Annotated in this window: 23 protein-coding genes; 10 read left to right on the top strand and 13 right to left on the bottom strand. The window is 59.2% G+C overall.

Annotated features, from left to right (window positions below; all coding sequences use genetic code 11):
* Positions 1–38: 38 nt before the first annotated feature.
* The 3 genes from ABIE59_RS04895 to ABIE59_RS04885 all read left to right on the top strand — a co-directional run bounded on the left by ABIE59_RS04895 (position 39) and on the right by ABIE59_RS04885 (position 2,895).
* Complete coding sequence (locus ABIE59_RS04895; RefSeq protein ID WP_354444781.1) at positions 39–1,013, top strand: sterol desaturase family protein; 975 nt, start codon at positions 39–41, stop codon at positions 1,011–1,013.
* Positions 979–1,914, top strand: a complete 936-nt coding sequence (locus tag ABIE59_RS04890) for an alpha/beta hydrolase (protein ID WP_354444779.1) — start codon at positions 979–981, stop codon at positions 1,912–1,914. Before ABIE59_RS04895 ends, ABIE59_RS04890 begins: the two co-directional genes overlap by 35 nt.
* Positions 1,915–2,013: 99 nt before the next feature.
* Positions 2,014–2,895, top strand: a complete 882-nt coding sequence (locus ABIE59_RS04885) for an alpha/beta fold hydrolase (RefSeq protein ID WP_354444777.1) — start codon at positions 2,014–2,016, stop codon at positions 2,893–2,895.
* 74 nt (positions 2,896–2,969) lie between these two features.
* On the opposite strand, the gene crp is transcribed toward ABIE59_RS04885, so the two are convergent.
* Complete coding sequence (crp, locus tag ABIE59_RS04880) at positions 2,970–3,611, bottom strand: cAMP-activated global transcriptional regulator CRP (protein ID WP_007153756.1); 642 nt, start codon at positions 3,609–3,611, stop codon at positions 2,970–2,972.
* 280 nt (positions 3,612–3,891) lie between these two features.
* Here crp and ABIE59_RS04875 point away from each other — a divergent pair, with 280 nt between their 5' ends.
* The 3 genes from ABIE59_RS04875 to ABIE59_RS04865 all read left to right on the top strand — a co-directional run bounded on the left by ABIE59_RS04875 (position 3,892) and on the right by ABIE59_RS04865 (position 6,245).
* Positions 3,892–4,314, top strand: a complete 423-nt coding sequence (locus ABIE59_RS04875) for an OsmC family protein (RefSeq protein WP_354444775.1) — start codon at positions 3,892–3,894, stop codon at positions 4,312–4,314.
* Positions 4,315–4,458: 144 nt separating this feature from the next.
* Positions 4,459–5,250, top strand: a complete 792-nt coding sequence (gene speD / locus ABIE59_RS04870; protein ID WP_058091492.1) for an adenosylmethionine decarboxylase — start codon at positions 4,459–4,461, stop codon at positions 5,248–5,250.
* 134 nt (positions 5,251–5,384) lie between these two features.
* The gene (locus ABIE59_RS04865) at positions 5,385–6,245 is read left to right on the top strand and encodes a pirin family protein (protein WP_354444773.1); all 861 of its coding nucleotides are present in this window, start codon (positions 5,385–5,387) and stop codon (positions 6,243–6,245) included.
* Positions 6,246–6,248: 3 nt separating this feature from the next.
* Here the strand turns inward: ABIE59_RS04865 and ABIE59_RS04860 are convergent, their stop codons facing one another.
* Positions 6,249–7,115, bottom strand: a complete 867-nt coding sequence (locus ABIE59_RS04860) for a phosphoribulokinase (RefSeq protein ID WP_354444771.1) — start codon at positions 7,113–7,115, stop codon at positions 6,249–6,251.
* A gap of 18 nt (positions 7,116–7,133) precedes the next feature.
* Entirely contained in the window at positions 7,134–10,886 is a 3,753-nt protein-coding gene (locus ABIE59_RS04855; protein WP_354444769.1) for a DUF1631 family protein, read from the bottom strand.
* A gap of 193 nt (positions 10,887–11,079) precedes the next feature.
* Here ABIE59_RS04855 and ABIE59_RS04850 point away from each other — a divergent pair, with 193 nt between their 5' ends.
* Complete coding sequence (locus ABIE59_RS04850) at positions 11,080–12,150, top strand: aminopeptidase (RefSeq protein WP_354444767.1); 1,071 nt, start codon at positions 11,080–11,082, stop codon at positions 12,148–12,150.
* Here ABIE59_RS04850 and argA read toward each other — a convergent pair.
* From argA to coaBC, 7 genes are all read right to left on the bottom strand, one after another.
* Positions 12,124–13,431, bottom strand: coding sequence for an amino-acid N-acetyltransferase (gene argA, locus ABIE59_RS04845; RefSeq protein WP_354444765.1), 1,308 nt, complete (start codon positions 13,429–13,431; stop codon positions 12,124–12,126). The genes ABIE59_RS04850 and argA overlap by 27 nt on opposite strands.
* 17 nt (positions 13,432–13,448) lie before the next feature.
* The gene (gene argE, locus ABIE59_RS04840) at positions 13,449–14,618 is read right to left on the bottom strand and encodes an acetylornithine deacetylase (protein ID WP_354444763.1); all 1,170 of its coding nucleotides are present in this window, start codon (positions 14,616–14,618) and stop codon (positions 13,449–13,451) included.
* A 22-nt stretch (positions 14,619–14,640) separates the two neighbouring features.
* Complete coding sequence (locus ABIE59_RS04835; RefSeq protein WP_354444761.1) at positions 14,641–15,885, bottom strand: aq_1923 C-terminal domain; 1,245 nt, start codon at positions 15,883–15,885, stop codon at positions 14,641–14,643.
* Positions 15,886–15,909: 24 nt separating this feature from the next.
* A complete protein-coding gene (gene argB / locus ABIE59_RS04830; RefSeq protein ID WP_058091499.1) occupies positions 15,910–16,806 on the bottom strand; it encodes an acetylglutamate kinase in 897 nt (298 codons plus the stop codon).
* A 39-nt stretch (positions 16,807–16,845) separates the two neighbouring features.
* On the bottom strand, positions 16,846–19,485 hold the full coding sequence (locus ABIE59_RS04825; RefSeq protein WP_354444759.1) for a phosphomannomutase/phosphoglucomutase: 2,640 nt from the start codon (positions 19,483–19,485) through the stop codon (positions 16,846–16,848).
* Positions 19,486–19,582: 97 nt separating this feature from the next.
* Positions 19,583–20,044, bottom strand: a complete 462-nt coding sequence (gene dut, locus ABIE59_RS04820) for a dUTP diphosphatase (protein WP_354444757.1) — start codon at positions 20,042–20,044, stop codon at positions 19,583–19,585.
* Entirely contained in the window at positions 20,041–21,255 is a 1,215-nt protein-coding gene (gene coaBC / locus ABIE59_RS04815; RefSeq protein WP_354444755.1) for a bifunctional phosphopantothenoylcysteine decarboxylase/phosphopantothenate--cysteine ligase CoaBC, read from the bottom strand. Before coaBC ends, dut begins: the two co-directional genes overlap by 4 nt.
* A gap of 174 nt (positions 21,256–21,429) precedes the next feature.
* On the opposite strand from coaBC, the gene radC reads away from it, so the two are divergent.
* The 3 genes from radC (at position 21,430) to rpmG (ending at position 22,726) form a co-directional block, all read left to right on the top strand.
* Complete coding sequence (radC, locus tag ABIE59_RS04810) at positions 21,430–22,104, top strand: RadC family protein (protein WP_354444753.1); 675 nt, start codon at positions 21,430–21,432, stop codon at positions 22,102–22,104.
* Positions 22,105–22,322: 218 nt separating this feature from the next.
* On the top strand, positions 22,323–22,559 hold the full coding sequence (gene rpmB, locus ABIE59_RS04805; protein WP_058091504.1) for a 50S ribosomal protein L28: 237 nt from the start codon (positions 22,323–22,325) through the stop codon (positions 22,557–22,559).
* Positions 22,560–22,570: 11 nt separating this feature from the next.
* Positions 22,571–22,726, top strand: coding sequence for a 50S ribosomal protein L33 (gene rpmG, locus ABIE59_RS04800; protein WP_008173465.1), 156 nt, complete (start codon positions 22,571–22,573; stop codon positions 22,724–22,726).
* Between the two features lie 91 nt (positions 22,727–22,817).
* Here the strand turns inward: rpmG and ABIE59_RS04795 are convergent, their stop codons facing one another.
* The 3 genes from ABIE59_RS04795 to ABIE59_RS04785 form a co-directional block, all read right to left on the bottom strand.
* On the bottom strand, positions 22,818–23,678 hold the full coding sequence (locus ABIE59_RS04795) for an endonuclease/exonuclease/phosphatase family protein (RefSeq protein ID WP_354444749.1): 861 nt from the start codon (positions 23,676–23,678) through the stop codon (positions 22,818–22,820).
* Between the two features lie 50 nt (positions 23,679–23,728).
* Positions 23,729–24,364, bottom strand: coding sequence for a thiol:disulfide interchange protein DsbA/DsbL (locus ABIE59_RS04790; RefSeq protein WP_354444747.1), 636 nt, complete (start codon positions 24,362–24,364; stop codon positions 23,729–23,731).
* 156 nt (positions 24,365–24,520) lie between these two features.
* Positions 24,521–25,129, bottom strand: coding sequence for a c-type cytochrome (locus tag ABIE59_RS04785; protein ID WP_354444745.1), 609 nt, complete (start codon positions 25,127–25,129; stop codon positions 24,521–24,523).
* Between the last annotated feature and the right edge of the window lie 76 nt (positions 25,130–25,205).

Raw genomic sequence — 25,205 nt, 5'->3', positions numbered from 1 at the left:
AAGATAAACCCTGAACAAAAACAATACCGGGTTCCTTGATGGCGTTGATAGACATGATGCAGGCGGTGCTGGAGAACAGCGGCCTGCTGGCACTCTGGCAAACCGTAGCTCCCTGGCTGGCACTGGATGAGCGCCAGCTTATTTTTGTGGTGGCCACACCCATTTTCGTCGGCGTTACCCTGTGGGAATACCTGAAAATCCGCCATGACCCCGCACTGATGGATACCCGCGAGGCGGTCCGGAATTTCGCCCTGGGCGCCGGTTACCAGACCACGGAGTTGCTGTTCGCCGGCATTATCGCGTTCCCGGTTTATGCACTGTGTTATCACTTCCGCCTGTTTGATCTGGAGCTTAACTGGTTCACTGCTTTCCTGACCTTTCTGGGTGTCGACTTCTGTTTTTACTGGATGCACCGGGCCAGTCACCGGATGCGCTGGTTCTGGGCCGCCCACGTGGTGCACCACTCATCAGAGCGGATGAACTTCTCCACCGCGATGCGCCAGAACGCCACCAATATTTTCAACGGCATGTGGGTGTTCTATCTGCCTCTGGCCCTGATCGGTTTCAACCCGGTATGGATTGGCGTGGCCTATGCGTTTTCACTGGTCTACCAGTTTTTTATCCACACCACCCTGGTGGGGCGACTGCCCGGCTGGGCCGAAACGGTGTTTAACACGCCAAGTCATCACCGGGTGCATCACGGTCGCAACCCCGGCTACATCGATCGTAATTATGGCGGCACCCTGATTCTCTGGGATCGCCTGTTCGGCACCTTCGTGGACGAAGACGCCAAAGACCCGCCCGAGTACGGCATCACCCGCCCTGTGGCTTCAAATAACCTGATTGTGCTGTGGACCCACGAATACGTGGACCTGTTCCGCGACATGCAGCAGCCAGGCGGATTATTGTCCAGACTCAGACACCTATGGAAACCGCCGGAGTGGCAACGCCCGGCCGCAAAGGAACCCGGCCAGGACCATGCGCAAACAGACCCTGCAACTGACAAGCCCTGACAATCATCAGATCAACGCCACCCTGTTTGAACCAGGGCCGTCACCAGACTGCTGCCTGATCATCAGCCATGGCATGGCCGAACACGGCGACCGCTATGCTGCGCTGGCCTCGTGGCTGGCTGGCCAGGGAGTGGCGGTCATCAGCTATCACCATCGTGGGCATGGCCCCGGCAGCGAGCACCCCGGTCACTACGCAGACACCGACGGCTGGCAGAAAGTGGTGGGCGACCTGAACCTGGTGGTTGACCACGCCAGAGAACGGATGCCGGCCGCTCCTGTCGCCCTGCTGGGGCACAGCATGGGCTCGTTCATCGCACAAAGCTATGCCCAGCAATACGGGCAGAACCTGGATACGTTGATCCTCAGCGCCACCAATCGCATCCACACCCCCGAACTGCGGCTTTCGCTGATACTGGTCAGCCTGATACGAGCGTTGCGGGGGCAACGGCACGCCAGCAAGACCATTGCCCGGATGACCTTCGGGAAGTTCAACCGGCAGTTCGAGCCTACCCGCACCAGCTGTGACTGGCTCAGTCGAGATCCGAACCAGGTGGACCTGTACCTGGCCGACCCCTGCTGTGGATTCGAATGCACCACCGGGCTCTGGCAGGACTTCATCCGCGGTATGCTGTCGATCAACCCTGCCCAGTGGCGCCCCGACCTGCCCGTTCACCTGTTCGCCGGCACCGATGACCCGGTGGGCGAAATGGGCAAAGGCATACGCCGCCATTTTCAGACCATCCGGGAAGCCGGTGTGGAACAAGTCACCCTCCGGCTGTTCGAGGGCGGGCGTCATGAAATGCTGAACGAAACCAATGCGGAAGCGGTCTGGCAGCATCTGTTGCAATGCTTACCGGGCCGCGAGCGGAACCTGACGGGCGACGAGGCTCTGGCGGGCTGACATCATCGGCATGGTTTCTGGCCTGATTGGCCGCTGAGCCAATCCGCGGATACCGCTAACCTGATCACACTCCAACGCCACCAGAAGGTAATGATCAGCGTGAGCATTGAACAAGAACATTGGGTGACCAGTGGTGACCTGCTCCTTTACGCCAGAGTCGAAGGCAATCCGAAAGCCACTCCTCTGGTGCTGGTACACGGCTATCCTGACAATCACCGTGTCTGGGACAAGGTCACCGAACAACTGAAAAAGGATTATCTGGTCGTGCGCTATGACGTTCGGGGTGCCGGCCGCTCTGACAAACCCAGCAGAACCAGCGCCTATCATATGAAGTGGCTGACTCAAGACCTCAAGGCCGTGGTCAACGCGGTGATACCAGACCGCAGCTTCCACCTGGTCGCCCACGACTGGGGTTCCATCCAGAGCTGGGAAACAGTCACCACAGGAGCCCTGGAGGGGCGCATACGATCCTACACCGCCATCTCTGGCCCTTGCCTGGATCACGTGGGCTACTGGCTGCGGGACCAGATCATGGCACCGCGTTCCGGGGGCACCACCAAGGTGCTGAAGCAGTTGGCAAGCTCCTGGTACGTGCTCATGTTCCAGTTGCCGGTGCTGCCAGAAACACTATGGAGGGCCGGCCTTGACCGCTTGTGGCCGGGGTATCTTCGCAAACACGAACAGATTGCCGATGCCCAGTTCAGCGAATACCAGAAAGCCGACGGGTGTTATGGGGTAAAACTCTATCGGGCCAACTTTATCCGCAAACTGCTGAGGCCGGAACCACGGCTGGCCGGTTGCCCGGTACAGGTGATCATCCCCACCCGGGATGCCTATGTGGGCCGCCAACTCACCGAGAACCTGGCGCGCTGGACCGGCAAGCTGACCCTGCAGGAACTGGATACCACGCACTGGGCACCCATCACCGAACCAGCGGCCGTGTCACGGTCTGTGCGGGAGTTTGTCGAAGCCCATCACTGAAATAGGCGACCACCACAACGCAAAAGGCCGCTGAATTTCAGCGGCCTTTGAGGCACTTGCCTGGCGAGAATCGTTCAGCGGGTGCCGTACACCACCATGGTTTTGCCCTTCACCCGAACCAGGCCCTGGTCTTCCAGCGTTTTCAGAACGCGACCCACCATTTCCCGGGAACAGCCAACAATGCGGCCGATCTCCTGGCGGGTGATCTTGATCTGCATACCGTCGGGATGCGTCATGGCGTCCGGCTCCTTGCACAGATCCAGCAGGGTGCGCGCCACCCGGCCAGTCACGTCCAGAAACGCCAGGTCACCGACCTTGCGGGTGGTCTGGCGCAGCCGGGAGGCCATCTGCTCGCCGATGAAATAGAGCACCCTCGGGTCCTGCTGGGCGATCTCACGGAATTTGGTGTAACTGATCTCCGCCACTTCACACTCAGTCTTGGCCTTGACCCAGGCGCTGCGGGAATCCATGTTATCAAACAGGCCCATTTCGCCGAAAAAGTCTCCGGCGTTCAGGTAGGCCATAATCATCTCGCGGCCATCATCATCCTCAATAATGACGGTGACGGAACCTTTGACGATATAAAACAGGGAGTCGCTTTTGTCACCGGCATAAATAATGGTGCTTTTGGCGGGGTAACGCCGACGGTGGCATTGGGACAGGAAATAATCCAGGTGTTTGGTTTTCTGCTCAACCGGCTTGACGATGGTAGCCATAGTGCGGGACATGCCTCCTCAGAGTCTGGCGATTCCTGATGTTTTTCTGCCCCGCATTTCCTTGCGGGTTTCACGGTTTTTATTGTTTGCAGCGCAACTTATAACAAGAAGGTCATCTTTCGGCAACTCGAAAGCGGATACAAGATGTATCTGGGATCAATGCCTCTTTGGTCGCAAGCGATAGCTGTCGCCACTAACAGACTGTGCTAGCATCCTCCGTCAGGCTCCGGAGCAACCTTGATCACATCCGGCCATGAACCACCACCCATGGGAGAACCCGATGAAAGCAACCGTCGACTGGACCGGCAACGCCAGCTTCAGGGCTATCAGTGGCAGCGGCCACAGCGTGCAGATGGACGGTCCGCCCGATCATGGCGGCGAAAACCTCGGGCCACGCCCCATGGAAATGCTGTTGATGGGGGTGGGCGGTTGCTCGGCTTTTGACGTGATGAGCATCCTGAAAAAGAGTCGTCAGGACGTCACCGCCTGCCACACCGAACTTGAAGCAGAGCGGGCCGATGCCGTACCCGCAGTGTTTACCAGGATCCACCTGCATTTCGTGGTCACCGGCCACAACCTCAAAGAGAAACAGGTGGAGCGAGCGGTGAGTCTGTCTGCTGAAAAATACTGCTCGGCGTCCATCATGCTCGGAAAAGCCGGCGTAGAAATCACCCACAGCCACGAAATCCGCGCCGCAGAGTAAGCGATTTCCGTAGCCAGCGGACGCCATACCGCCATTGGGGCCACGGTAACCAAAAATGTCATTGTAGATACTATTCATTGACACACACGGTATGCATAATACGCAACTTTCTCCGCAGGTCTGCGCAAAAGGTGAGCAATTATTATGGAAACCAAACTCCAGCTGCACGGTTTCAACAACCTGACCAAATCCCTGAGCTTCAACATCTACGACATCTGTTACGCGCAGACCGAAGAACAGCGTGAAGCCTACATTGACTACATCGACGAGATGTACAACGCCGAGCGGCTGACCCAGATCCTGTCTGACGTGGTCAAAATCATCGGTGCCAACATCCTCAATATTGCCCGCCAGGACTACGAGCCCCACGGCGCCTCTGTGACTATGCTGATTGCCGAGCATGAACTCACCGACAGCGAAGCCAACAACGAAGAATCTCCGGGCCCCCTGCCGGACACCATCGTGGCGCACCTGGACAAGAGCCATGTGACCGTTCACACCTATCCGGAAAGCCATCCCCACGATGGCGTCAGCACCTTCCGCGCCGATATCGACGTATCCACCTGTGGCCTGATTTCACCGCTGAAAGTGCTGAACTACCTGATCCACAGCTTTGACTCCGATGTGGTCACCGTGGACTACCGGGTGCGCGGCTTCACCCGTGACGTGGACGGCACCAAGCACTACATCGACCACGACATCAACTCGATCCAGAACTACCTGACCGAGGACACCCAGAACGCCTATCAGATGATCGATGTGAATGTGTACCAGGAAAACCTGTTCCACACCAAGATGATGCTGAAAGAGTTCAACCTGGATAACTATGTCTTCGGTGTGAACGCTGACGAGCTGGACCCGGCCGAAGCCCAGTCCATTGAAGACCGCCTGCGTCGCGAGATGCTGGAAATCTTCTATTCCCGGAACGTGGAATAAACCCGAGCCGGCGGTGGCCTCTGGCCACCGCCACTCTTCTTCAGTTTTTTTGATCTGTCCCGCCAGAATTCTGCGTTTTCATCCTTCGTCTCTCCCCGGTTTAATAGAATCATCGTCAACGAGAGGAGAACGACATGACGCTTCGCTCCCTGAAACAGATCATCCCCGCCCTTGGCACCTCCGATGGCGCCGGCGTAAAAATCAAGCGCTCACTGGGTCAGAGCCAGGCCGTTCGCATGGACCCGTTCCTGATGCTGGACGAATTTGGCTCCGATCAGCCCCAGGACTATATTGCCGGCTTTCCGGCGCACCCGCACCGGGGTTTCGAGACCGTCACCTACATGATCGAAGGGCACATGTTGCACGAAGACCACCTGGGCAATCGTGGCAATCTTCGTAATGGCGGCGTGCAGTGGATGACCGCCGGACGGGGCATCGTGCATTCTGAAATGCCGCAACAGGAATCCGGTGTCATGCGCGGTTTCCAGCTGTGGCTGAACCTGCCAGCAGCCGAGAAAATGAAGCCGGCAGGTTACCGGGATATTCAGCCGGAAGACATCCCGGTGTTCAACCAACCCGGGGCCTCCGTAAAGCTGATCGCCGGAGAGGTGAGTGTGAGCGGCGTGCAGGTATCCGGCGCCGTGACCGGCGGCAGTACCGAACCACTATACGCCGACATTCACCTTGATCCCCATGCCCAGCTTTCGCTGCCGGTGGCACAAGCCCTGAATGCCCTGCTGTATCTCTACGAGGGCGATGCGAGCCTGGTCACCGGCGAATCGCAAACCGAACTTCGGCTGTCGGCTGCCAACCTGCTGGATGACGGCGATGAAATCCTGCTGGCAGGCGGTCCAACCGGTGCCCGGCTGCTGTTGATTGCAGGCCGCCCGATCGGTGAGCCGGTTGTTCAGTACGGGCCGTTCGTCATGAATACCCGGGAGGAAATCGAGCAGGCTCTGAGGGATTACCAGACCGGACGGTTAACCGCCGCCTGAGTGTCAGGCGAAGGTTCGGCCCGCCATCAGGCGTTGAATCATGGGGCGGATAATCAGCTCCATGGCCAACGCCATCTTTGGCCCCGGAATCACCAGCGTGTCGTGGCGGGACAGCGTGCTCTGGGGAATGGCCTGTAACAGCCAGGAGAAGTCCACCCCATTGGAGTCGCGGAAGTGTATTACCACCATGCTTTCATCTTCACTGGGCACATCCCGGGCGATGAAGGGGTTGGAGGTATCCACCAGCGGTATGCGCTGGAAGTTGATGTGGGTATGGGAAAACTGGGGCACGATATCGTGCACGTAGTCTTCCATGCGGTTAATGATGGTCTGCACCACCGCCTCCTGGCTGTACCCCCGCTGGTTGGTATCCCGGTGAATTTTCTGGATCCATTCCAGATTGACAATCGGCACCACGCCGATCAGCAGGTCAACGTACTGGGCAATGTTGTAGCTCTCGCTGATCACTCCCCCATGCAGCCCCTCGTAGAACAGCAAGTCTGTATCGGCCGGTAGCGGCCCCCAGCCAGTGAAGGTCCCCGGCTTGTGACCGGCCGCCACCAACTGGCGATCTTCATCGTGCACATACTGGCGATAGCGACCATTACCGGTATGGCTGTAGTCGTAGAACAAGGCTTCCAGGCGGTCGATGTGATTGGCCGCCAATGCAAAATGGTTACGCTCGCCAAACTGCCCCTTGGCCGCCAGCCGGGCCATCTGCTCTCGAGTGTACCGGTGAAAACTGTCACCACCCACCATGGCGGCGTTCAACTCTTCACTGGCGAACAGCCGTCGGAATATCTGGCTGGTGGTGGTCGTGCCGGCCCCGGAGGAGCCGGTCACCGCAATAATAGGGTGGCGTTTGGACATGACAGCACTCTTCCCGGATCAGCTCAGGCTGGTGAGCAGGCGTGGTTTTTCGACAACAAAACCCTGAGCGTAATCAACACCCAGCTGCCTGAGCATATCCAGAACCTCTCGGGATTCAACCTGGGAGGCAATAACTTCCCGGTTCATGTAGTGCGCCATGTCCACCATGGATCTCACCATTGCCTGGTCAGTCTCGCTCGACACCAGCTGGGTGGTGAAGGCACTGTCAATCTTGATCAGATCCACCGGCAGCGAACGCATAAACTGGAACGAACTGGGGCCACTGCCGAAATTACCCAGGCAGAACCGGCAGCCCAGTTCTTTCATCTCCATGATGAAATCGGCCACCGCCTGCACATCGTGGATCGCGGATGCCTCGGTCAGCTCGAACCAGAGCCGTTCAATGGGAGCGTCTTTTTCGCTGAGCTTCTCGTAGATGAATTCCAGCAGGCTCTGGTCATTCAGCGAATAACCGGACAGGTTAATACAGACACCACCCACATGGCGCGGGTCCGGGGCCTGATCCCTCAGCCAGTCCAGCATATGGCCGACCACCCAGCGGTCAACCGCCTGCATGCGATCATAGCGTTCGGCCATACGCACAAAGTCCTGGCCGGTTATCAGGGCACCGCTGTCATCGTACATGCTGATCAGAATCTCATACTGGGCCGTCATCCGGGCGTCGGCATGCAGCGGTATGATTTTCTGGCACCGTAGCAGCATGCGTTCCTCATCGGGATCCGACAGGCTGGCGACGCGCGCAGCGATCTGCTCCTGGCGGGCCTGGTCGTCGGCATCCAGGGTGTATTCGGCCACTTTGCCCGGCCCCATTTTCCGGGCCTGAGCTAACGCCTGTTCGGAACTTCTCAGCCAGCGTTCGGCGCTCACCAGAGCCGGCAACTCGGCCACCAGGCCAACGTTGGCCGACAACGTGCACGGGCGGCCGTCAAAGGAAAACTCTGCCGCCTCAATGGCCTCGATCAGGGCCGCGGCCACATCCTGGCCCTGTTCTTCCGCAACCAGCATGGCAAACTCATTGCCGGCCAGGCGCGCCACCGGCATGCCGTCACCCACGTGCCGGCACACCAGCTCCGCAACCTGTTTCAGGGCTTCATCGCCAGCCTGATAACCGGCGGTATCATTAAGCAACCGGAAGCCACGCAGGTCCAGGTGCAACAGGGTACGACTGTCTTCCCGGCGTGCCAGTTGCTGTTCCAGCATCCGCTCGAACTCCCGGCGGTTGAGCAAACGCGTCAGCTCGTCGTGGGTAGACGCCCAGGACAGCTGGTCGTAGACGTTACGGACCATGCGATCGATACTTTCGTCCACCAGCGGCCGGTCGTACTGGTTATCCGGCACAATGATGCCCTTGCGCATCTGTCGGGCCAGAGCTTCCAGCTCCAGCTCCACCACCCGCATACCCTGGTGATTGACGAAAACAAAGCGGCTAAAGCCCCGGGCAACCCAAACCAGCCGGATATACTGGGGCTCATCGGGCCGGGTCTGGTCTCGCAGCCAGTCTCCGGTACGCAACTGCTGTGACCGGTTGATCCAGCGCTGCAGGCTGCGCTGTTCCCGTTCACTCAGGGTTTTCTGGTCCTTTTCGGCCGGTTTTACCGGCGGCATCTCGACCATTTCCGGCGTCTTGTCGGGCCGGCGAACCAGGAAGTGCTTCAATTCATCGCGAATCTGGGAAGACGGCATGTGATTGCTGGATATCGACGCCAGGCCGTCCTGGATCAGCCGCAGAAGCTCCGGCAGGTTGATACTGCTCTCCGGATCATCGGCAAAGGCCAGCAGCGAATCAATCACCGCCAGGTAGTCCTGCCAGAGCTGACTGTCTGGCCCCTGACGAATCCAGGTCAGTGACAACAGGTCCCGCCAGCCGCCTTCCAGCAAACTGACCAGCGCCCGGGGAACCTTGCGACCGGCAATGCGCTGATCAATCGCGGCGCTCACCGCCGCCTTGGACTCAGACACCTTCTGGGCACCCTCGGCCGCTGCCGTTACACGCTCGACGTTCCGGCGGTAGACCAGATTCTGCCGGTCAATCAGGGTGTCCAGCTCGGTCACTGTCTGTTCAAACACGCCGGTGTCCTGCTCGAAATCCGTGGCAATGCGCTGAACCAGCTCGTCGACCCGTCGCTGGACCACCGGGTTCAGGCGGCCACCCTTGACCCCCAGCTGGGCCAAACGGTTCATCACGCCGCGGACAGGGCTGTCCTGATCCTCAAAAAACGCCGGATCCCGCATCACCACCTTGAGCACCGGCACTTCCAGCTGACGCATCCGGGCCTGCACATAGTCACTGAGTTTGGGGCTTTCCACGACACTTTTGAAAAAGCGATCAACGACATCCAGGGTTTGCTGCTGCTCGTCATCCAGCCGGGCTTCGCCGATTTCCTTGATCTTCTCGACCACCCGCTCTTTCAGGGGGGCGGCGGATTCTTCCGGGCCCGCCGCGCGTACCTGCAACTCCTGCAATTCCCGGTGCAGTTCACCGGTCGACAGTGGGCGCGCATTGGGGGCAAAGTCCTCCCGGGGACTTTCCCCTCGGGAAACCCGGCTTGCCTGCAGGGTTGTGAGCAGATTACGAACGGTGGAAAACGCCGTCTGGGCGGCCTGGGCGTAGCCGCGGAATTCACCGGATAACCGGCTTTTGAGGGCTCGGCTTGCGGGCGTGGCGCGGGATTCCTCGGCGGGCTGGGCCGGGCTCTCGGCTGGGGTCTCTTCTGGCCTGGTGACTGTCGGAGCGGGCGTGGGCTCGTTCTTTGGCGGTGCCTGCTCACTGAGGTATTTGGACAGGTCCAGGTCTGGCAGCACACCATGGCGAATAAGAATGTTGTTCAGCTCCCGGTACAGCGGCGCCAGTTGTTTAAGCACGGTTTGCTCAAAGGTCTTCAGGCAGACTTTCTCCACCTCCCTGGTTGCCTTGAGCTGTAACAGGGCATGATGGAAGGCCTCACAGACCAGCGCTGGCCCAAGCGGGTTGTGGTGGCCGGTGCGATTGGCGATACCGAGCTTGTCCAGTCGCAGCTTGAGCTGAAGCAGGTCGCCCCGGTACTGGGTATCGGCCCGGGTGACCATTACCCGGATGGTCAGCCAGTCTTCGAACTCGTTCTTGTCGACCACAGACAACTCAGCCCCCGGCACCCCCTTCTGGGCTGGCTTCAGAGGAGATTCCAGGAACCTCGCCATATGGTGCCAAAGAATCCTCTGGCGTGCCTGGAGCTGCCCTGAGGCGTCCATATACTCGTTGGCCAACTGGTCGCTGGGTGCCTTCTGGGCAGCCTTGCGGAGCGCCTCTGCCATCTGCACGAAACAGGCATCCATCAGCGGCTCAATGAAACTGGTTACCGTTTTTGCGGACTGATGGAGAACAAACTGCACACGCTCACTCGGCGCCCGCAACGACGACCTGGCCTGATCACCACTGCTGCCGCAAAGCTGCAGCATGGCATTCAGGGCGTCGGGATTGGAGCGGGTGAAGTTTACCCCCATGGCGCCGTCGATACGCCGAACGGGACTGACGTGCAGTTCGTAACGACGCTGACCATCCGCACCGCGAAAACGAACCACCAGCTCGGACGGCTGGTTTTGATCGAACACCCGGTCCAGTTTTCGGGAGGTTTCACCGGAATAACGTATGAACAGGCCTTCGGCGCAAAAATCAGCAATCTGGCAGGGCCAGGTATTACCGCCACCTGCGTCGATCTGTGCCGCGAGTTTAATGGGCTGTCGGGTACTGCTACGACGTTCTCTCGGATCCATGAACTACCTGACCAATTGATAAGCCGGCCTGGTCGCCAATGACCGTTGCCCTGGCGAACATCCCTGAGTTAGTGGCTGTGATCTGCTGTTATGATAAAAAGAGTATAGCCAGCCCCGGAAAACAGCCAGCGAGCCTGTCACGACGAGCACCAGGGCGGAGCCGGAAAGACCATCAATCACAACGTACGGATACATGAGACAGCTTAGTCAGATCTATCTTCTTTTGCTACTGTTAACGGGGCTCCAGGGGTGTTCGACCATTGGCTACTATGGCCAGGCAGTGGGCGGCCATCTTTCACTGATGCTACGGGGACAACCCGTGGAATCCGTTGCCCGCGACCCACAAACTGACCCTGAACTGAAACGAAAACTGTCCGTTGCACAGTCCGCACGCACCTTCGCAAATGACGTACTTCAGCTACCCGTCGGCAAGGCCTTTACCAAATACGTTGAACTGGACCAGCCCTGGGTTGTGGTCAACCTGGTTGCTGTACCCGAATTCTCGCTGGACCCTCACCAGTGGTGTTATCCCGTGGTGGGCTGCCAAGCCTACCGAGGCTACTTCAATCTGGAGCGGGCGCGCAAGGAGCAGGCCCGGTTCAACGCACAGGATTACGACACCTTCATCGGCGCCGTCACTGCCTACTCTACCCTGGGCTGGTTCAATGACCCTCTGCACACCGGTTTTACCAGCCTGCCAGATGACCGCATGGTGGCACTGATGTTCCACGAACTGGCCCATCAGGTGGTGTATATCAAGGAAGACACCGCGTTCAACGAAAGCTTTGCCACCGCCGTTGAACTGGAAGGCCTGAGAATCTGGCTGGAACAGCAGGCGTCCGAAGCCGGTTTTGACCGCGCCCTGCAGCGACTGGAGCACCGTAACCGGACCCTGGACCTGGTCAACGGAACCAGCGCACAGCTCCGACAGCTTTATCAGCAACAACAGGTACTGGCCGCTGACGTGCTAAGGGGCCGCAAGGCAACCCTGTTGGAGGAACTGGCCCTTGCCTACGCCAGGCTATCCGAAGACTACCCGGAGCCTGGCCCTTTTGGCACACCACCGGTGCGCCTGAACAACGCCAACCTGGCTCTGTTCCAGCAATACAACCAGCATGTGCCGGCATTCCGGCAATTGTTGCGGGATCACCACTACGACTTCGGGCGCTTCTATGACTCGGTCAAGACCTTGTCCAGGGCCACGCCGGAGGCGCGGGAACAACAGCTCAGTGCCCTGTCACAACGGTTTGTAGAACACCTTTGAGTTGCGTTGGGTGTTGTAGGAGGCCAGCTTTGGCCCGGGCAAATCCTGCACCGCCGTGGGCAGAAAGCCCCGCTCCCGAAACCAGTGTTCGGTCTGGGTGGTCAGCACGAACAGTTTGCGGATACCCTGGGCCTTCGCCAGCTTTTCAATCATCGCCAGAATGTCGTCACCACGCCCGGCACGCCGGTACGACGGGTCGACCGCAAAACAGGACAGTTCACCGGTGCCTTCATCCGGGTAGTGATACAGGGCAGCACAGCCAACGATGGTGCCATCCCGCTCGGCCACGACGAAGCGGTCCACTTCGGTTTCCAGCATTTCCCGGGAGCGGCGCACCAGGATGCCCTGCTCTTCAAGGGGCTGGATCAACTCTAGAATACCCCCGATGTCTTCCACCCTGGCCTGGCGGATCTGCTCGTAGTTATCCCCGCTGACCAGGGTTCCGGAACCGTCCCGGGTGAACAGTTCCTCCAGCAACGCGCCATCCTCAACGTAGCTGATGATGTGGGCCCGGCGCACGCCTTTCACACAGGCATCACAGGCTGCTTTGAGCAGTGCCGCGTCATGGCCGGTCACCACATTGGTATTGAGGCGTTCCGACGCCTGGCGGGCCGACAGCTCCCGAATCAGTGAGCCGTCTTCCTCAAGCAGGCCTTCGTCATCAATGAACACGATCAGTTTTTCTGCCTGCAAGGCAGCCGCCACCTGGCTGCCAACATCCTCGTAAGACAGATTGAAAGCATCACCGGTGGGTGAGTACCCCATCGGCGGCAACAGAACGATGTGGCCTTGTTCCAGCAGCTGTTCGATGCCACGGGTATCCACCCGGCGCACTTTCCCGGTGTAGCCGAAATCCACGCCATCCAGCACGCCCACGGGCTTGGCGGTGACATAGTTTCCACTGGTGACCCGGATTCTGGCATTGTGCATGGGCGAGTTAACCAGGCCCATGGATAACTGGCTCTCCAGGTAGGCCCGCAATCCGCCAATAGCCTCCATAACCAGGGGCAGGTGGTTATCCGGGGTGATGCGCAAGCCACGGGCAAAGGCGGACTCCAGGCCGGCGTCGTCCAGCCGGGACTGAATCTGCGGGCGACCACCAAAGGCCACCACCAGGCGCACACCCAGACTGCTGAGCAAGGCAATATCGTGGATGATATTGATGAAGTTCCGGTGCTCGATGGCATCGCCAGGCATGGTCAGCACAACGGTTCGGCCGCGATGAGCATTGATGTACGGAGATGAGTGGCGGAATCCGTGCAGCCATTCGTTCGATTTCAAACCTTTCTCCCCTTCCATCACAGACAAAACTGCTTGATCAGCCCGCGCAGAATATCCACGGTTGGTTGTAATTGCGACATCTCGAGAAACTCATCCGGCTGATGGGCCTGGTCGATGGAACCAGGCCCCATCACCAGGGTTTCCAGGCCCAGCTTCTGCAACCAGGGCGCCTCGGTGGCGAAGGCAACCGCATGGGCGGTATGGCCGGTCAGCGCTTCACAGGCCTTGACCAGGGCCGCGTCGGCCGGCGTTTCGAACGGCGGTACGCCGTCGAACAAGGGCTCGAAAGTCAGATTCAACTGCCGGCGCTCGGCCAGGGGCTGCATCCGGTTGAGGATCGCCTGGCGCAGGGTTTCCATGTTCATCCCGGGCAACGGTCGCAAATCGAAGTGGAGTTCGCACTGGGCGCAGATTCGGTTCGGGTTGTCACCCCCGTGAATGCAGCCCAGATTCAGCGTCGGTACCTGTACCTTGAAGTTGGGGTTTCGGTATTTTTCCTGCCATTCAGAGCGCAGGCTCAGCAGTTCCCCCAGGGCCTCGTGCATGCCCTCCAGGGCATTACGACCAAGGTCCGGGTTGGAGGAATGGCCGGATTGACCATCAAACCGCAGCCGCTCCATCATGATGCCCTTGTGCATCCGAACCGGCTTGAGATTGGTCGGCTCGCCGATCACCGCATACCGGGCCTTCGGTTTGCCGGCCTCGGCCAGGGCCCGGGCGCCGTTCATGGAGCTTTCTTCGTCCGCTGTGGCCAGGATAATCAGCGGTTGCTGAAGCGGCTGGTCAACAAAGGCTTTGGCCGCTTCAATGACCAGCGGGAAAAAGCCTTTCATATCGCAGGTGCCCAGGCCGTACCAGCGATTGTCCTTTTCGGTCAGCGTGAACGGATCACTCTGCCAGCGCTTGTCATCGAACGGAACGGTATCGGTATGGCCAGACAAAACCAACCCGCCCGGGCCGGTGCCCAGGGTGGCAATCAGGTTGTATTTGCCGGGCATGCCCGGCACGTCCAGAATTTCCACCGCGAACCCCATGGGCTCAAGCCACTCGGCCAGGGTTCTCACAACCGCCTCGTTGCTGTGATCCCAGTCCGGAGACGCGCTGCTGATGGAGGGCAGCGAAATCAACCGGGTCAGCATGTTCCGGACGTCCGGTACGGTCTGTAACTTGTCAGTGCTGTGCGCCATGGTAGCCTCCCGGCCGTTGATCTCAGTCTGCCCTGCCCCGCCGCCAGACATCAAATTGGGTGATCGCCCGAATCAGTATCGGATAAGCCACCTCTCCGCCGGCAACGGTACGTGACACTTCCAGTTCGCGCTCACCCACGCTGACCAGGCGGCCTTCCACCTGATTGCCGTTGGACAGCGTCACCCGCACCTGCCGCCCCAGCCAGGCTTGCGCCCCTTCCAGCTCCGCCGGGTACCATTGCTGAACACCGGGTTCCTCCCGGGGGGGCACAGGCTCCAGTGCTTCGAGGGGCAACTGTGGCTCAGGGACTTCTATTTCGGTCAAGTAGATGTCAGGAACCCCGGCACCATTGTAGTCAACGGACCAGGCCGCCTCGGGCGTCGATTCGGAACGTACGGGTATTCCATAAGTTCCAGAGCGGGGCTGAATGGCAAATCGCAGCTCGCCACCTTCCATCAGCCACTGGCGATAGAGCGCCAGTAACTGATCGCTGCCATCGTAACCGCGGGCTTTCAGGCCCGCCTCCATCACTGAGACGGCGTTACGGGCCCATTGGTTCACGTCCTGTCCGGTTTCCCGGGCACAGTATGCCGACAGGCGGCGCATCAGGCCGGCATCACGAAACGTCATACGAACCGGCTCAGCACTGCTCTCCAGGGTGGCCGCCAGGCCGGAGAGATGAACCCGGGCGCCCGACCATTCCGCTTCCAGGCTGCCGGTTTCTGCACTGTTGATCTCAAACCGAACCCCTGCAGAGCTCTGTGTGAGATGAACATCGCCGCTTATGGCGGAAATCCCCATGCGCATCAGGTCGCCACTGCTCAACTGCTGCCGGGGATCAGGTGCACAGGCCAGCGACACCAGCGGCGGCAGCCGCGATTGTGCCTCAGTCCCCGCGGTCAGCCAGTTCCGGAACATGGTAGGCTCCAGAGCCATACGGGCCTGCTCTGCCGCCAGCGACCAGGTCGCCGGCAGCGGTGACGGGTTAGCCAGGGTGGTCAGCAGGGTCACCGGGGAACCGGCATCAAACTCAATCAGACCCAGTTGCAACGGCTGGGTCAGTCGGAAATCTTCCCAGCGGGACTGCCTCAGGGTCACCCGTCCGTCCAGGGCCGAGCCGATCTGGCCACGCTCCAGCACGCCATAGCTGGAGAGCTCCGACCGCGCTTGTGCCATGCGCTGATCCGTCAGCCACCAGACGCCGGCCTTGAAACCGACAAAAGCCACGATTCCCAACGTGATCAGTAATGACAGCAGGCGCTTCATCCGGTTGCTCCCGGGTCAGGTTGATTAGTTCCGGGAAATCAGGGTACCAACGCCTTCGTCGGTAAAGATTTCCAGCAAACAGGCATGGGCAACACGGCCATCAATGATGTGGGAGGTGCGCACGCCGTTTTCCACCGCACTGAGCGCACAGCGGATCTTCGGCAGCATGCCGCCGTGGATGGTGCCATCATCAATCAGGTCGTTGACCTGCTGGGCGGTCAGGCCTGTCAGCACCTTGTCTTCCTTGCTTTTCAGGCCGGAGACGTTGGTCAGCAGAATCAGTTTTTCCGCCTTCATGGCTTCCGCCACCTTGCCGGCCACCAGGTCGGCATTGATGTTATAGGAGGCGCCATCCGGGCCCACGCCGATCGGCGCGATCACCGGAATCACGTTGCTGCGGGTGAGCATATCGATCACATCCACATTGACGCTGGCAACCTCGCCTACGTGGCCTATGTCGATGATCTCCGGTCGTTCCAGTTCCGGTGAACGGTCAACCACTTCCAGTTTGCGGGCACGGATCAGGTTGGCGTCTTTACCGGTCAGGCCCACGGCGGTACCACCCTGGGCATTGATCAGGGACACAATCTCCTTGTTCACCTGGCCACCCAGCACCATTTCCACCACGTCCATGGTTTCGGCGTCGGTCACGCGCATGCCGTTCACGAAGCGGGATTTGATGTTCAAACGCTCCAGTAGCTCGCCAATCTGGGGGCCGCCACCGTGAACCACGATGGGGTTGATGCCCACCAGTTTCATCAGCACCACGTCCCGGGCAAAGCTGCTCTTGAGTTCTTCGTTTTCCATGGCATTGCCGCCGTATTTGATGACAACGGTCTTGCCAGTAAATCTTTGGATATAGGGCAGGCCCCGGCTCAGTACCGAGGCCACCTGCATTGCTGTTTCACGATCCAGCGCCATGGTGATGTGTCATTCCTTGCTGTCAGAAAATGTGTCTTGTCAGAAATCCGCAACCAGGTCCGGTGCGGCCTTCTGTAATTGTTCACGGAAAACGGCTTTTATCCGCTCAAGGGCCTCGTCAGTTTCGGCCTCAAACCTGAGCACCAGCACCGGCGTGGTGTTGGACGCCCGGCACAGCCCCCAGCCATCAGCATAATCTACCCGAATGCCGTCGATGGTGCTGATGTTGCCGTCACCAAATTCGGCCAGCTCGCCGAGGCGCTCAATGATCGCGAACTTCTCGCTTTCCGTCACCTCGACATTCAGCTCAGGTGTGCTGATATCCTCGGGGAAGTCGGCGAAGACATCGTCACTGTGACGATCCTCAATACCCAGGATTTCCAGCAACCGGGCGGCCGAATACAGGCCGTCATCAAAGCCGTACCAACGTTCACCAAAGAACACGTGACCGCTCATTTCACCGGCCAACAGGGCACCGCTTTCCTTCATTTTCGCTTTCATCAGCGAGTGGCCGGATTTCCACATGATAGGCCGGCCACCGGCTTCGGAAATCACGCCCGCCAGACGGCGGCTGCATTTCACATCGTAAAGGACATCCGCCCCAGGGTTACGGGACACCACATCGCGGGCGAACAGCATCAGCAACCGGTCGGGCCAGATGATCTTGCCGGTGTTGGTCACCACGCCCAGACGGTCGCCATCACCATCAAAGGCCAGGCCGATATCGGCGCCGGTTTCCTGCACTTTGGCGATCAGGTCCTGCAGGTTGGCCGGCTTGCCCGGGTCCGGGTGGTGATTGGGGAAGTCGCCGTCCACCTCGCAATACAGAGGGGTTACCTCACAGCCAAGTTCCTCAATCAGCATGGGGCCGAGTTCGCCCGCGATGCCGTTACCGGCATCCACTACGACTTTAAGCGGCGCAGCCACCGCGATGTCACCGACAATCCGGTCCAGATAGGCACGGCGTACGTCCTCCCGGGACTGGGCGCCCTGGCCAGAGGTGAAGTCGGCGGTCTGAATACGCTGGTACAGTTTCTGAATCGCCTCACCAGACAGAGTTTCACCGCCCAGCATGATTTTCAGGCCATTATAGTTGGCGGGATTGTGGCTACCGGTCACCATCACACCGGAGCCGGTCTGCAGCTGATGTGTTGCAAAATAGAGCACCGGCGTAGGTACAGCCCCTACATGGATCACGTTACAACCGGTGGCCATGATGCCACTGGCCAGTGCATCGGCCAGGTCCGGGCTGGAATGACGGCCATCGTAACCAATGCAGATGGAGGTCACACCGCGGGCCGCAGCCTCGGAACCGATGGCGCGACCGATCACCTTCACCACGTCGGGCGACAGGGTCTCGCCAACAACTCCACGGATGTCATAGGCCCTGAAGATCTCGGAAGCAACCTCCACGGATGGCAGCTCGGCTTCCATCACCTCGGGGATATCTTCATCGAACAAAGCGTCATCGCCGCTACCAAAACCCAGCACATCCTCGTCGCCATCGAGCATGTCGATGTCGGGCATGTCCTTGTCCTGGAACAGGGGTTCTTCTTCACCGGAAGCGGGCTTTCTGGTACCGACTGCAGTTTGCTGCGGTTTTGCGCTTTCGGCGGCTTTTGCCAAGCGTTTATCAACCACCTGCGACAGGCGCAACAGTACTTCACCGGTTGACGCCACCATATCCCAATGGAAGGTCGGCAGTTTCACCCGCTCGCCGCCAAACACCTTGTGCGACCATTGGATCAAGGCCGTCACATCCTGACGAATACCGCGCTGGGCGCCGCCCAGCAACATCCAGACAACAATCGCAGCCACCAGCGCCGGAATGCCAACCAGAACGGCAGCTACAATGGTATTGACCGGTGCCTCTGGCGCCCGGGCTGGCTGGTACACTACCGACCAGTCCGGATTCGAAAGGGTTCTGGCTTCAGCAGGGCCCGCTCCGCGACCGGCGCTGACCACCGTGCGCTGGGCACCCGACACTGACTGTACCAGTGACAACTGACCTCCCAACTGCTGGTTGCTCACGGTCAACAGCGGCTGAATGTGGTCCGCGCTGTAGACCACCAGCACACTGCCCTGCACAGCGTTGCTGACCGGGTGACGAACCGGCGCAGCGAATTGGAGATACCACTGATCGTTGCGGGGGAAGGCGTCAGGCCAGAGCGACTGCCCGTTCTCTGCCCGCCGTGCCAGCTCCAGCCCGGCAAACCCCAGCAGACTGTCGCTGCTGCCGGTGCGCGGAATATCACGGTAACGGAAAACGAAAACCGCCTGGGCTCCCGGCAAAGCCGCCTGCAGTTGTCGCTCCAGCTCGTTTCGGTCACCTTGCCCGGCAAGCTGATTATTTACATAGCGCTGATTGGCCAGGGCACGCACCTGTTCCTGCTGGGCACTGAAGTACTGGTTCAGTCTCTGTTGGGCGCCGTCGGCCTCAACCACCCGGGCCTGCTGGTAACTGTGCTCACCGGCGGCCGCAATCACCAGAAAATGAAGCAGAGCCACCGCAACCACGCCGGCCAGAACCACCACCAGCGACTGATTGAGTGCAACGGTGTTGAGTCGTTTAAGGCCCGAACCTGAGGATTCTGTTTTTCGCTTGTTTTTCTTTCCCGGCTTCTTTTCGGGAGTGTCATCCACCGACGGCTCTTTGATTTTCTTTTTACCGAGTTTCATAGTGCTTCCCGCAATGTTTTTTACGTCCCGGACAATCAGTTACCAGAAAAGTATAGACGCCGACCTGCATAAACGCTGCCAGCCTCCGGCAACCGGTTCAGTGCGTTCCGGTTGAACCAAACCCGCCCTCGCCGCGAGCACTGGCACCGAATTCAGACACCACTTCAAAGTCTGCCTGCACAACCGGTACCAGAACCAGCTGGGCAATACGCTCACCAATGGCGATGGTGAAGGGGGTTTGGCCCCGGTTCCAGCAGGACACCATCAATTCACCCTGGTAATCGGAATCGATTAACCCCACCAGGTTGCCCAGCACGATGCCGTGCTTGTGGCCAAGACCGCTGCGCGGCAGGATCATTGCCGCCAGCGATGGGTCGGCAATGTGCACGGATAGCCCGGTCGGAATCAGGTGAGTTTCACCCGGCTCAACCGTTAATGGTGTATTCAGGCAAGCACGCAGATCCAGGCCGGCTGAGCCCGGCGTTGCATACTCCGGAAACGGGATGTCGGTGCCAATTCGATCGTCCAGGATTCGTACCTGCAGTTTCTTTTGCGTCATGAGTTCCCGACCTTGTTGCTGTGTTCGGCGATCAACGCCACCAATGTGCCTGCGATGGCCTGTTTACTGTCCGGGCCAATCGCCTGCTCCCCGCTCGGCCAGAATACCGTGACGGCATTCTGATCACTGTTAAAGCCCAGCCCCGGGACCGACACGTCATTGGCCACAATCATATTGAGCTTCTTGCGTTGCATTTTATCGTTGGCATAGCGGGCGACATCTGTGGTTTCAGCGGCGAAGCCCACGGTAAACGGCGGATTCTTGCGGGCGGCAATGGTCGCCAGGGTGTCCGGATTACGCACCAGCGACAGTGTCATCGCTTCGTCCGTTTTCTTGATCTTGTCGCCGGCACAGGCAGCAGGCCGGTAGTCAGCCACCGCCGCCGTGGCGATAAAAATGTCGCAGCCCTCCGCCACTACCCGTTCCGCTTCCTGCAACATGTCTTGCGCCGTCATCACCGGTCGGACTGCCACGCCATCCGGCACCGGCAGGTTGACCGGACCGCTGACCAGGACCACCTGGGCACCCGCATCTGCTGCCGCCCGAGCCAGGGCATACCCCATCTTGCCGGAGCTGTGGTTGGAGATATAACGCACCGGATCAATGGGTTCGCGGGTAGGGCCTGCAGTGATCACCACCCGTTTTCCCGCCAGCGCTCCGACAGTGGCCCGGGGTGCATCAGCCAGAATCCGACTGGCAAGGGCGTCCGGCTCCAGCATCCGGCCAGGGCCTGTATCACCGCAGGCCTGCTCGCCCTGATCCGGCCCCCAGATGGTGATCTGCGGGTCTTCCGCCAGCAGGGACATGTTTCTCCGGGTCCGGACATTCTTCCACATGGCCTGGTTCATGGCCGGCGCCACCACAATGGGCGCCTCAGTGGCACAACAAACCGTGGTCAACAGGTCGTCCGCCATCCCCTGAGCCAGACGGGCCAGAAAATCCGCAGAGGCGGGCGCCACCACCACCTGATCGGCCCATTTGGCCAACTCAATATGGCCCATGCCGGCCTCGGCCTCCGGGTCCAGCAGCGATGTACGCACCGGCTCGCCGCTGAGGGCCTGAAAGGTCAGCGGCGTCACAAACGCCTCGGCACCCCGGGTCATCACCACCCGCACTTCAAGGCCCGCTTTTTTGAGCAGCCGGACCAGTTCGGCACTTTTATAGGCAGCAATGCCCCCGGTGATTCCCAGCAGAATTCGTTTGGCAGCCATGAAGGGCTCCGTAATCCCGTAAAATGAAAGGGTTATAAGATAGCACGCCCGGGCCCGACAGGCAGCCTGCAAGAGCACCCGTTCGTTTACCAAATGTTACTTTTTGGAGTAACCTTTGTAATTCTGAGAACCGATGCAGGATGCATCACAATCTGACACGCAAGGAAGCACAGCATGACCAACCCTGTCTGGCCAACCGATGAGCGGCCCCGTGAGCGCCTTCTGGCCCACGGCCCGGAAGCCCTGTCTGACGCCGAACTCCTGGCCATCTTCCTGCGCACCGGCACCACTGGCATGCCGGTGATGCAACTGGCCCGCCATCTGATTTCTGAATTTTCCGGCTTGCGAGGCCTGATGACCGCTTCCCGCAGGCAATTCTGCGAGGTCAAAGGCCTCGGCACGGCCAAATACGCCCAGGTTCAGGCCGCCATGGAGATGGCCCGCCGGGTGATGGACGAACCACTACGCCAGGGCGATCCGCTGCGCTCACCGGCCGATACCCGCCGCTTTCTCACCAGCCGGCTGGGCACTTACCCCCACGAAGTGTTCGCCGGGCTATTCCTGGATAACCGCCACCGGGTTATCCAGTATCGGGAGCTGTTTCGCGGCACTATTGACGGCGCTGCCGTGTATCCCCGGGAAGTGGTTCGCCAGGCCCTCGAAGACAACGCCGCCGCTGTCATTTTTGCTCACAATCACCCCTCTGGTGTCGCGGAGCCCAGCCAGGCAGACATTTCCCTGACCCGCAGACTGAAAGAAGCGCTCGGACTGGTGGATATCAGGGTTCTTGACCATATGGTTATCGGCCACGGTGAGGTAATATCCCTGGCTGAACGAGGGTTGATGTAGCTGCAGCAGGTTCGCCTCCGGAAAACTGACCAAATTCCCAACAATTTTTTGCGTTGGTCGGCCAGTTCTGGTATAAAAGCGTCCCTTTCTGGCGGCGTCTGGCGAGCAGCGTTCAGTTTAGAGGCGCGAACCGGTGGCAGTTATTGCTCCGGAGCAACCAGAGACGCATTAAACAACGAATTCGTATTGATAGACCATTGCTCAGGTCGGAGGCAAGTATGTCCAGAGTTTGTCAGGTTACCGGTAAGCGTCCGGTTACCGGTAACAATGTATCCCACGCGATGAACCACACTCGTCGTCGTTTTCTGCCGAATCTGCAGAACCACCGTTTCTGGGTTGAGACCGAGAAGCGTTTCGTGAAGCTGCGCGTTTCCACCAAGGGCATGCGCATCATCGACAAAAAAGGCATTGACGCTGTGCTGGCCGATCTTCGTGCCCGCGGCGAGAAAGTTTAAGGAGCCGCATCATGCGCGAGAAAATCAAGCTGGTTTCATCAGCAGGCACTGGTCACTTCTACACGACCAAAAAGAACAAGCGTAACACTCCGGAAAAAATCGAGATCAAAAAGTACGATCCGGTTGTCCGCAAGCACGTTGCGTACAAGGAAGCCAAGATCAAGTAATTGATCCTGCCTCCACAAAAAACCCGGCCAGCGAGCCGGGTTTTTTTATGCCTGAGACAAACACCAAGACACCCAAAAGGACCTGCAGGCCTCAAAAAGTTTCCAGATACCCCCTAGGCAAAGCAATATCCATCGCGATAGGCAAATGATCCGACACCGGATAACTGATCACCTCGGCGCGCCGGATTTCCAGGGAAGGACTGACCAGAATATGGTCCAGGGCTTTTTCAGGCCGCCAGCTGGGGAAGCTGTGAGCCGTGCCAGGCAGGGGTATCAGATCCGTCTCCTTCAGGGGTGTCTGGGTCAGCAGTTGCTCTGCATGGGCATTCATATCCCCCATCAGGACTACATGCCGGTAGTCGGCAATGAGATCCCGCACATAACCCAGTTGCCGCTGCTGTGCCGCTTTGCTGAGGGACAGGTGCATCTGCACCAGTATCAGCGGATCATCTTCCGCCCCATAACGGGCAATAATGGCGCCGCGGCCAGGAATGAGACCCGGCAGTTTGTGCTCCGTGACATCCAGGGGCCGAAACCGGCTCAGCAAACCATTGCTGTGCTGCGCAATCTGTCCCAGATTGCGGTTCAGTTGCTGGTACCAATAGGGGATGCCCGCAGCTTCTGCCAGATACTGCACCTGGTTGATGTAACCACTGCGCAAACTGCCACCGTCGCACTCCTGCAGCGCCACCACATCGTATTGCCGCAGCAGGGAAGCAATCCGATCCAGATTCTCGATACGGCGGCGATGAGGCAAAAAGTGCTGCCAGCTACGGGTCAGGTAGTGATGGTAAGACGAGGTATTGATGCCCACCTGGATATTGAAGGTGAGCAGCCGGATATGACGATGAGGCTCAAACTCAGGCACATGCTCGCTGCCAGAACTCGCCCCACGGGGACCTTCCGGGCCCCGGAGGATGCCATTGATCTGGTTGCGCAGACGCTTATACATAACAGGGGATTCCCACGCTGAACCGGAACGCGCCCCTGACTACCGGCCGATCACTCTGCCGCAGCACGTTCCCGCTCGACCAGGTAGTCAACCACCGACAACACGGCCTCATGGCCGCCTGCCATGGAGGCGCTGACCACATACTTGCCATTTACCAGCATAGTCGGCGTCCCGGTAATACGCGCGCCACGAATCTTGGCCTGAGCCTGCTGGACCCGCGCACGAACACCGAAACTCCGGTAGTTGTTCAGGAACTCTTCAGCGTCAACACCGTAACCACTGACAAAATCCGCCAGCGCTTCCGGCGAATTCAGGGGACGACGCTCGCCGGCCAGGGCGGTAAACAAGGCGTCATGCACCTTGTCCAGCTCGCCCATGGCCTCTAGCGCATAAAAGGCATACGCATGTGGCTCCCAGCTCTGCCCCAGTGCCGCTGGCAGCTTTACAACGTTCACGTAATCGGGAGCCTGATCAGTCCACGCCTCGATCAGCGGCTTGAAGTTATAACAGTGGGGGCAGCCGTACCAGAACACTTCCGCAACCTCCACACCTTCGTCTGACGCCGTGCGCACCGGGTTGTCCAGAGTGCGATAATGAGTATTCTCAACCCACGACTGAGCCTGCGCAACGGCACCAACCACCATTGAAAGCGTGAAAACAACAACTGTGCCTAGTGTTCTGATCATCGGGAATCTCCGGATTCGATATTCTGTTTTGACACCGATTATGACCCAGCAAACCGGGAAAGTTCCACTGCTGGCCAGAAGGGAATAGTTACGGAAAGGTAAGCAGCAAAAACCCCGCCTTGGCGGGGTTTCTACAACTCGCTACAGAAGCCGAACTCAGTTAAGGCCGGAAACGTAGTTTGCCAAGGCCTTGATCTCAGCATCGGTCAGACGGGCAGCCACGTCCACCATGATATTGGCGTTGGTAGTGCCTGCGCGCTCGCCATCACGATAGGCTTTCAGCTGCTTCTCTACGTATTCAGCTGACTGGCCGCCCAAGCGAGGGTAGCCAGCTGGCTCGTTGCCAGCACCGTTCGGGCTATGGCAACCGGCACATGCAGCAACGCCGGAGGCCATGTTACCGCCACGGAACAGCGCCTGGCCACGCTCAACCAGATCCGGATCGGCCTGACCAACAACCATTTCCTGGCTGTTGTAGTACGCCGCCAGGTCCCACAGGTCCTGGTCAGACATATTATTCAGCAACCCGGTCATTTCCGGAATCGGACGATCTCCGTTTTTTATGTCGACCAGCTGCCGGTACAGATATTTCTCGCCCAATCCGGACAGTTTGGGGTACACCGCCATGATTGGCTTGGCACCACCCTGGCCGTGACAGCTTGCACATACCGCTGCGTTCTGTTCACCCGCTGCCGGATCTCCTGCCCCGTGAGCCATTGCCGTCAGGCCAACTCCGAGAACAACTCCTGCGATCAGTCTTTTCATGCTCGCTCCGCTTCTCTCATCTTTGCATCTTGAAAGTATTCTTCGTTGTGCAGCCGGCAGGCGCCGATCTATCTGG

Source organism: Marinobacter sp. MBR-99 (genome assembly GCF_040547575.1).
Taxonomy (GTDB): Bacteria; Pseudomonadota; Gammaproteobacteria; order Pseudomonadales; family Oleiphilaceae; genus Marinobacter.
This window is presented reverse-complemented; position numbering and strand designations above follow the sequence as displayed.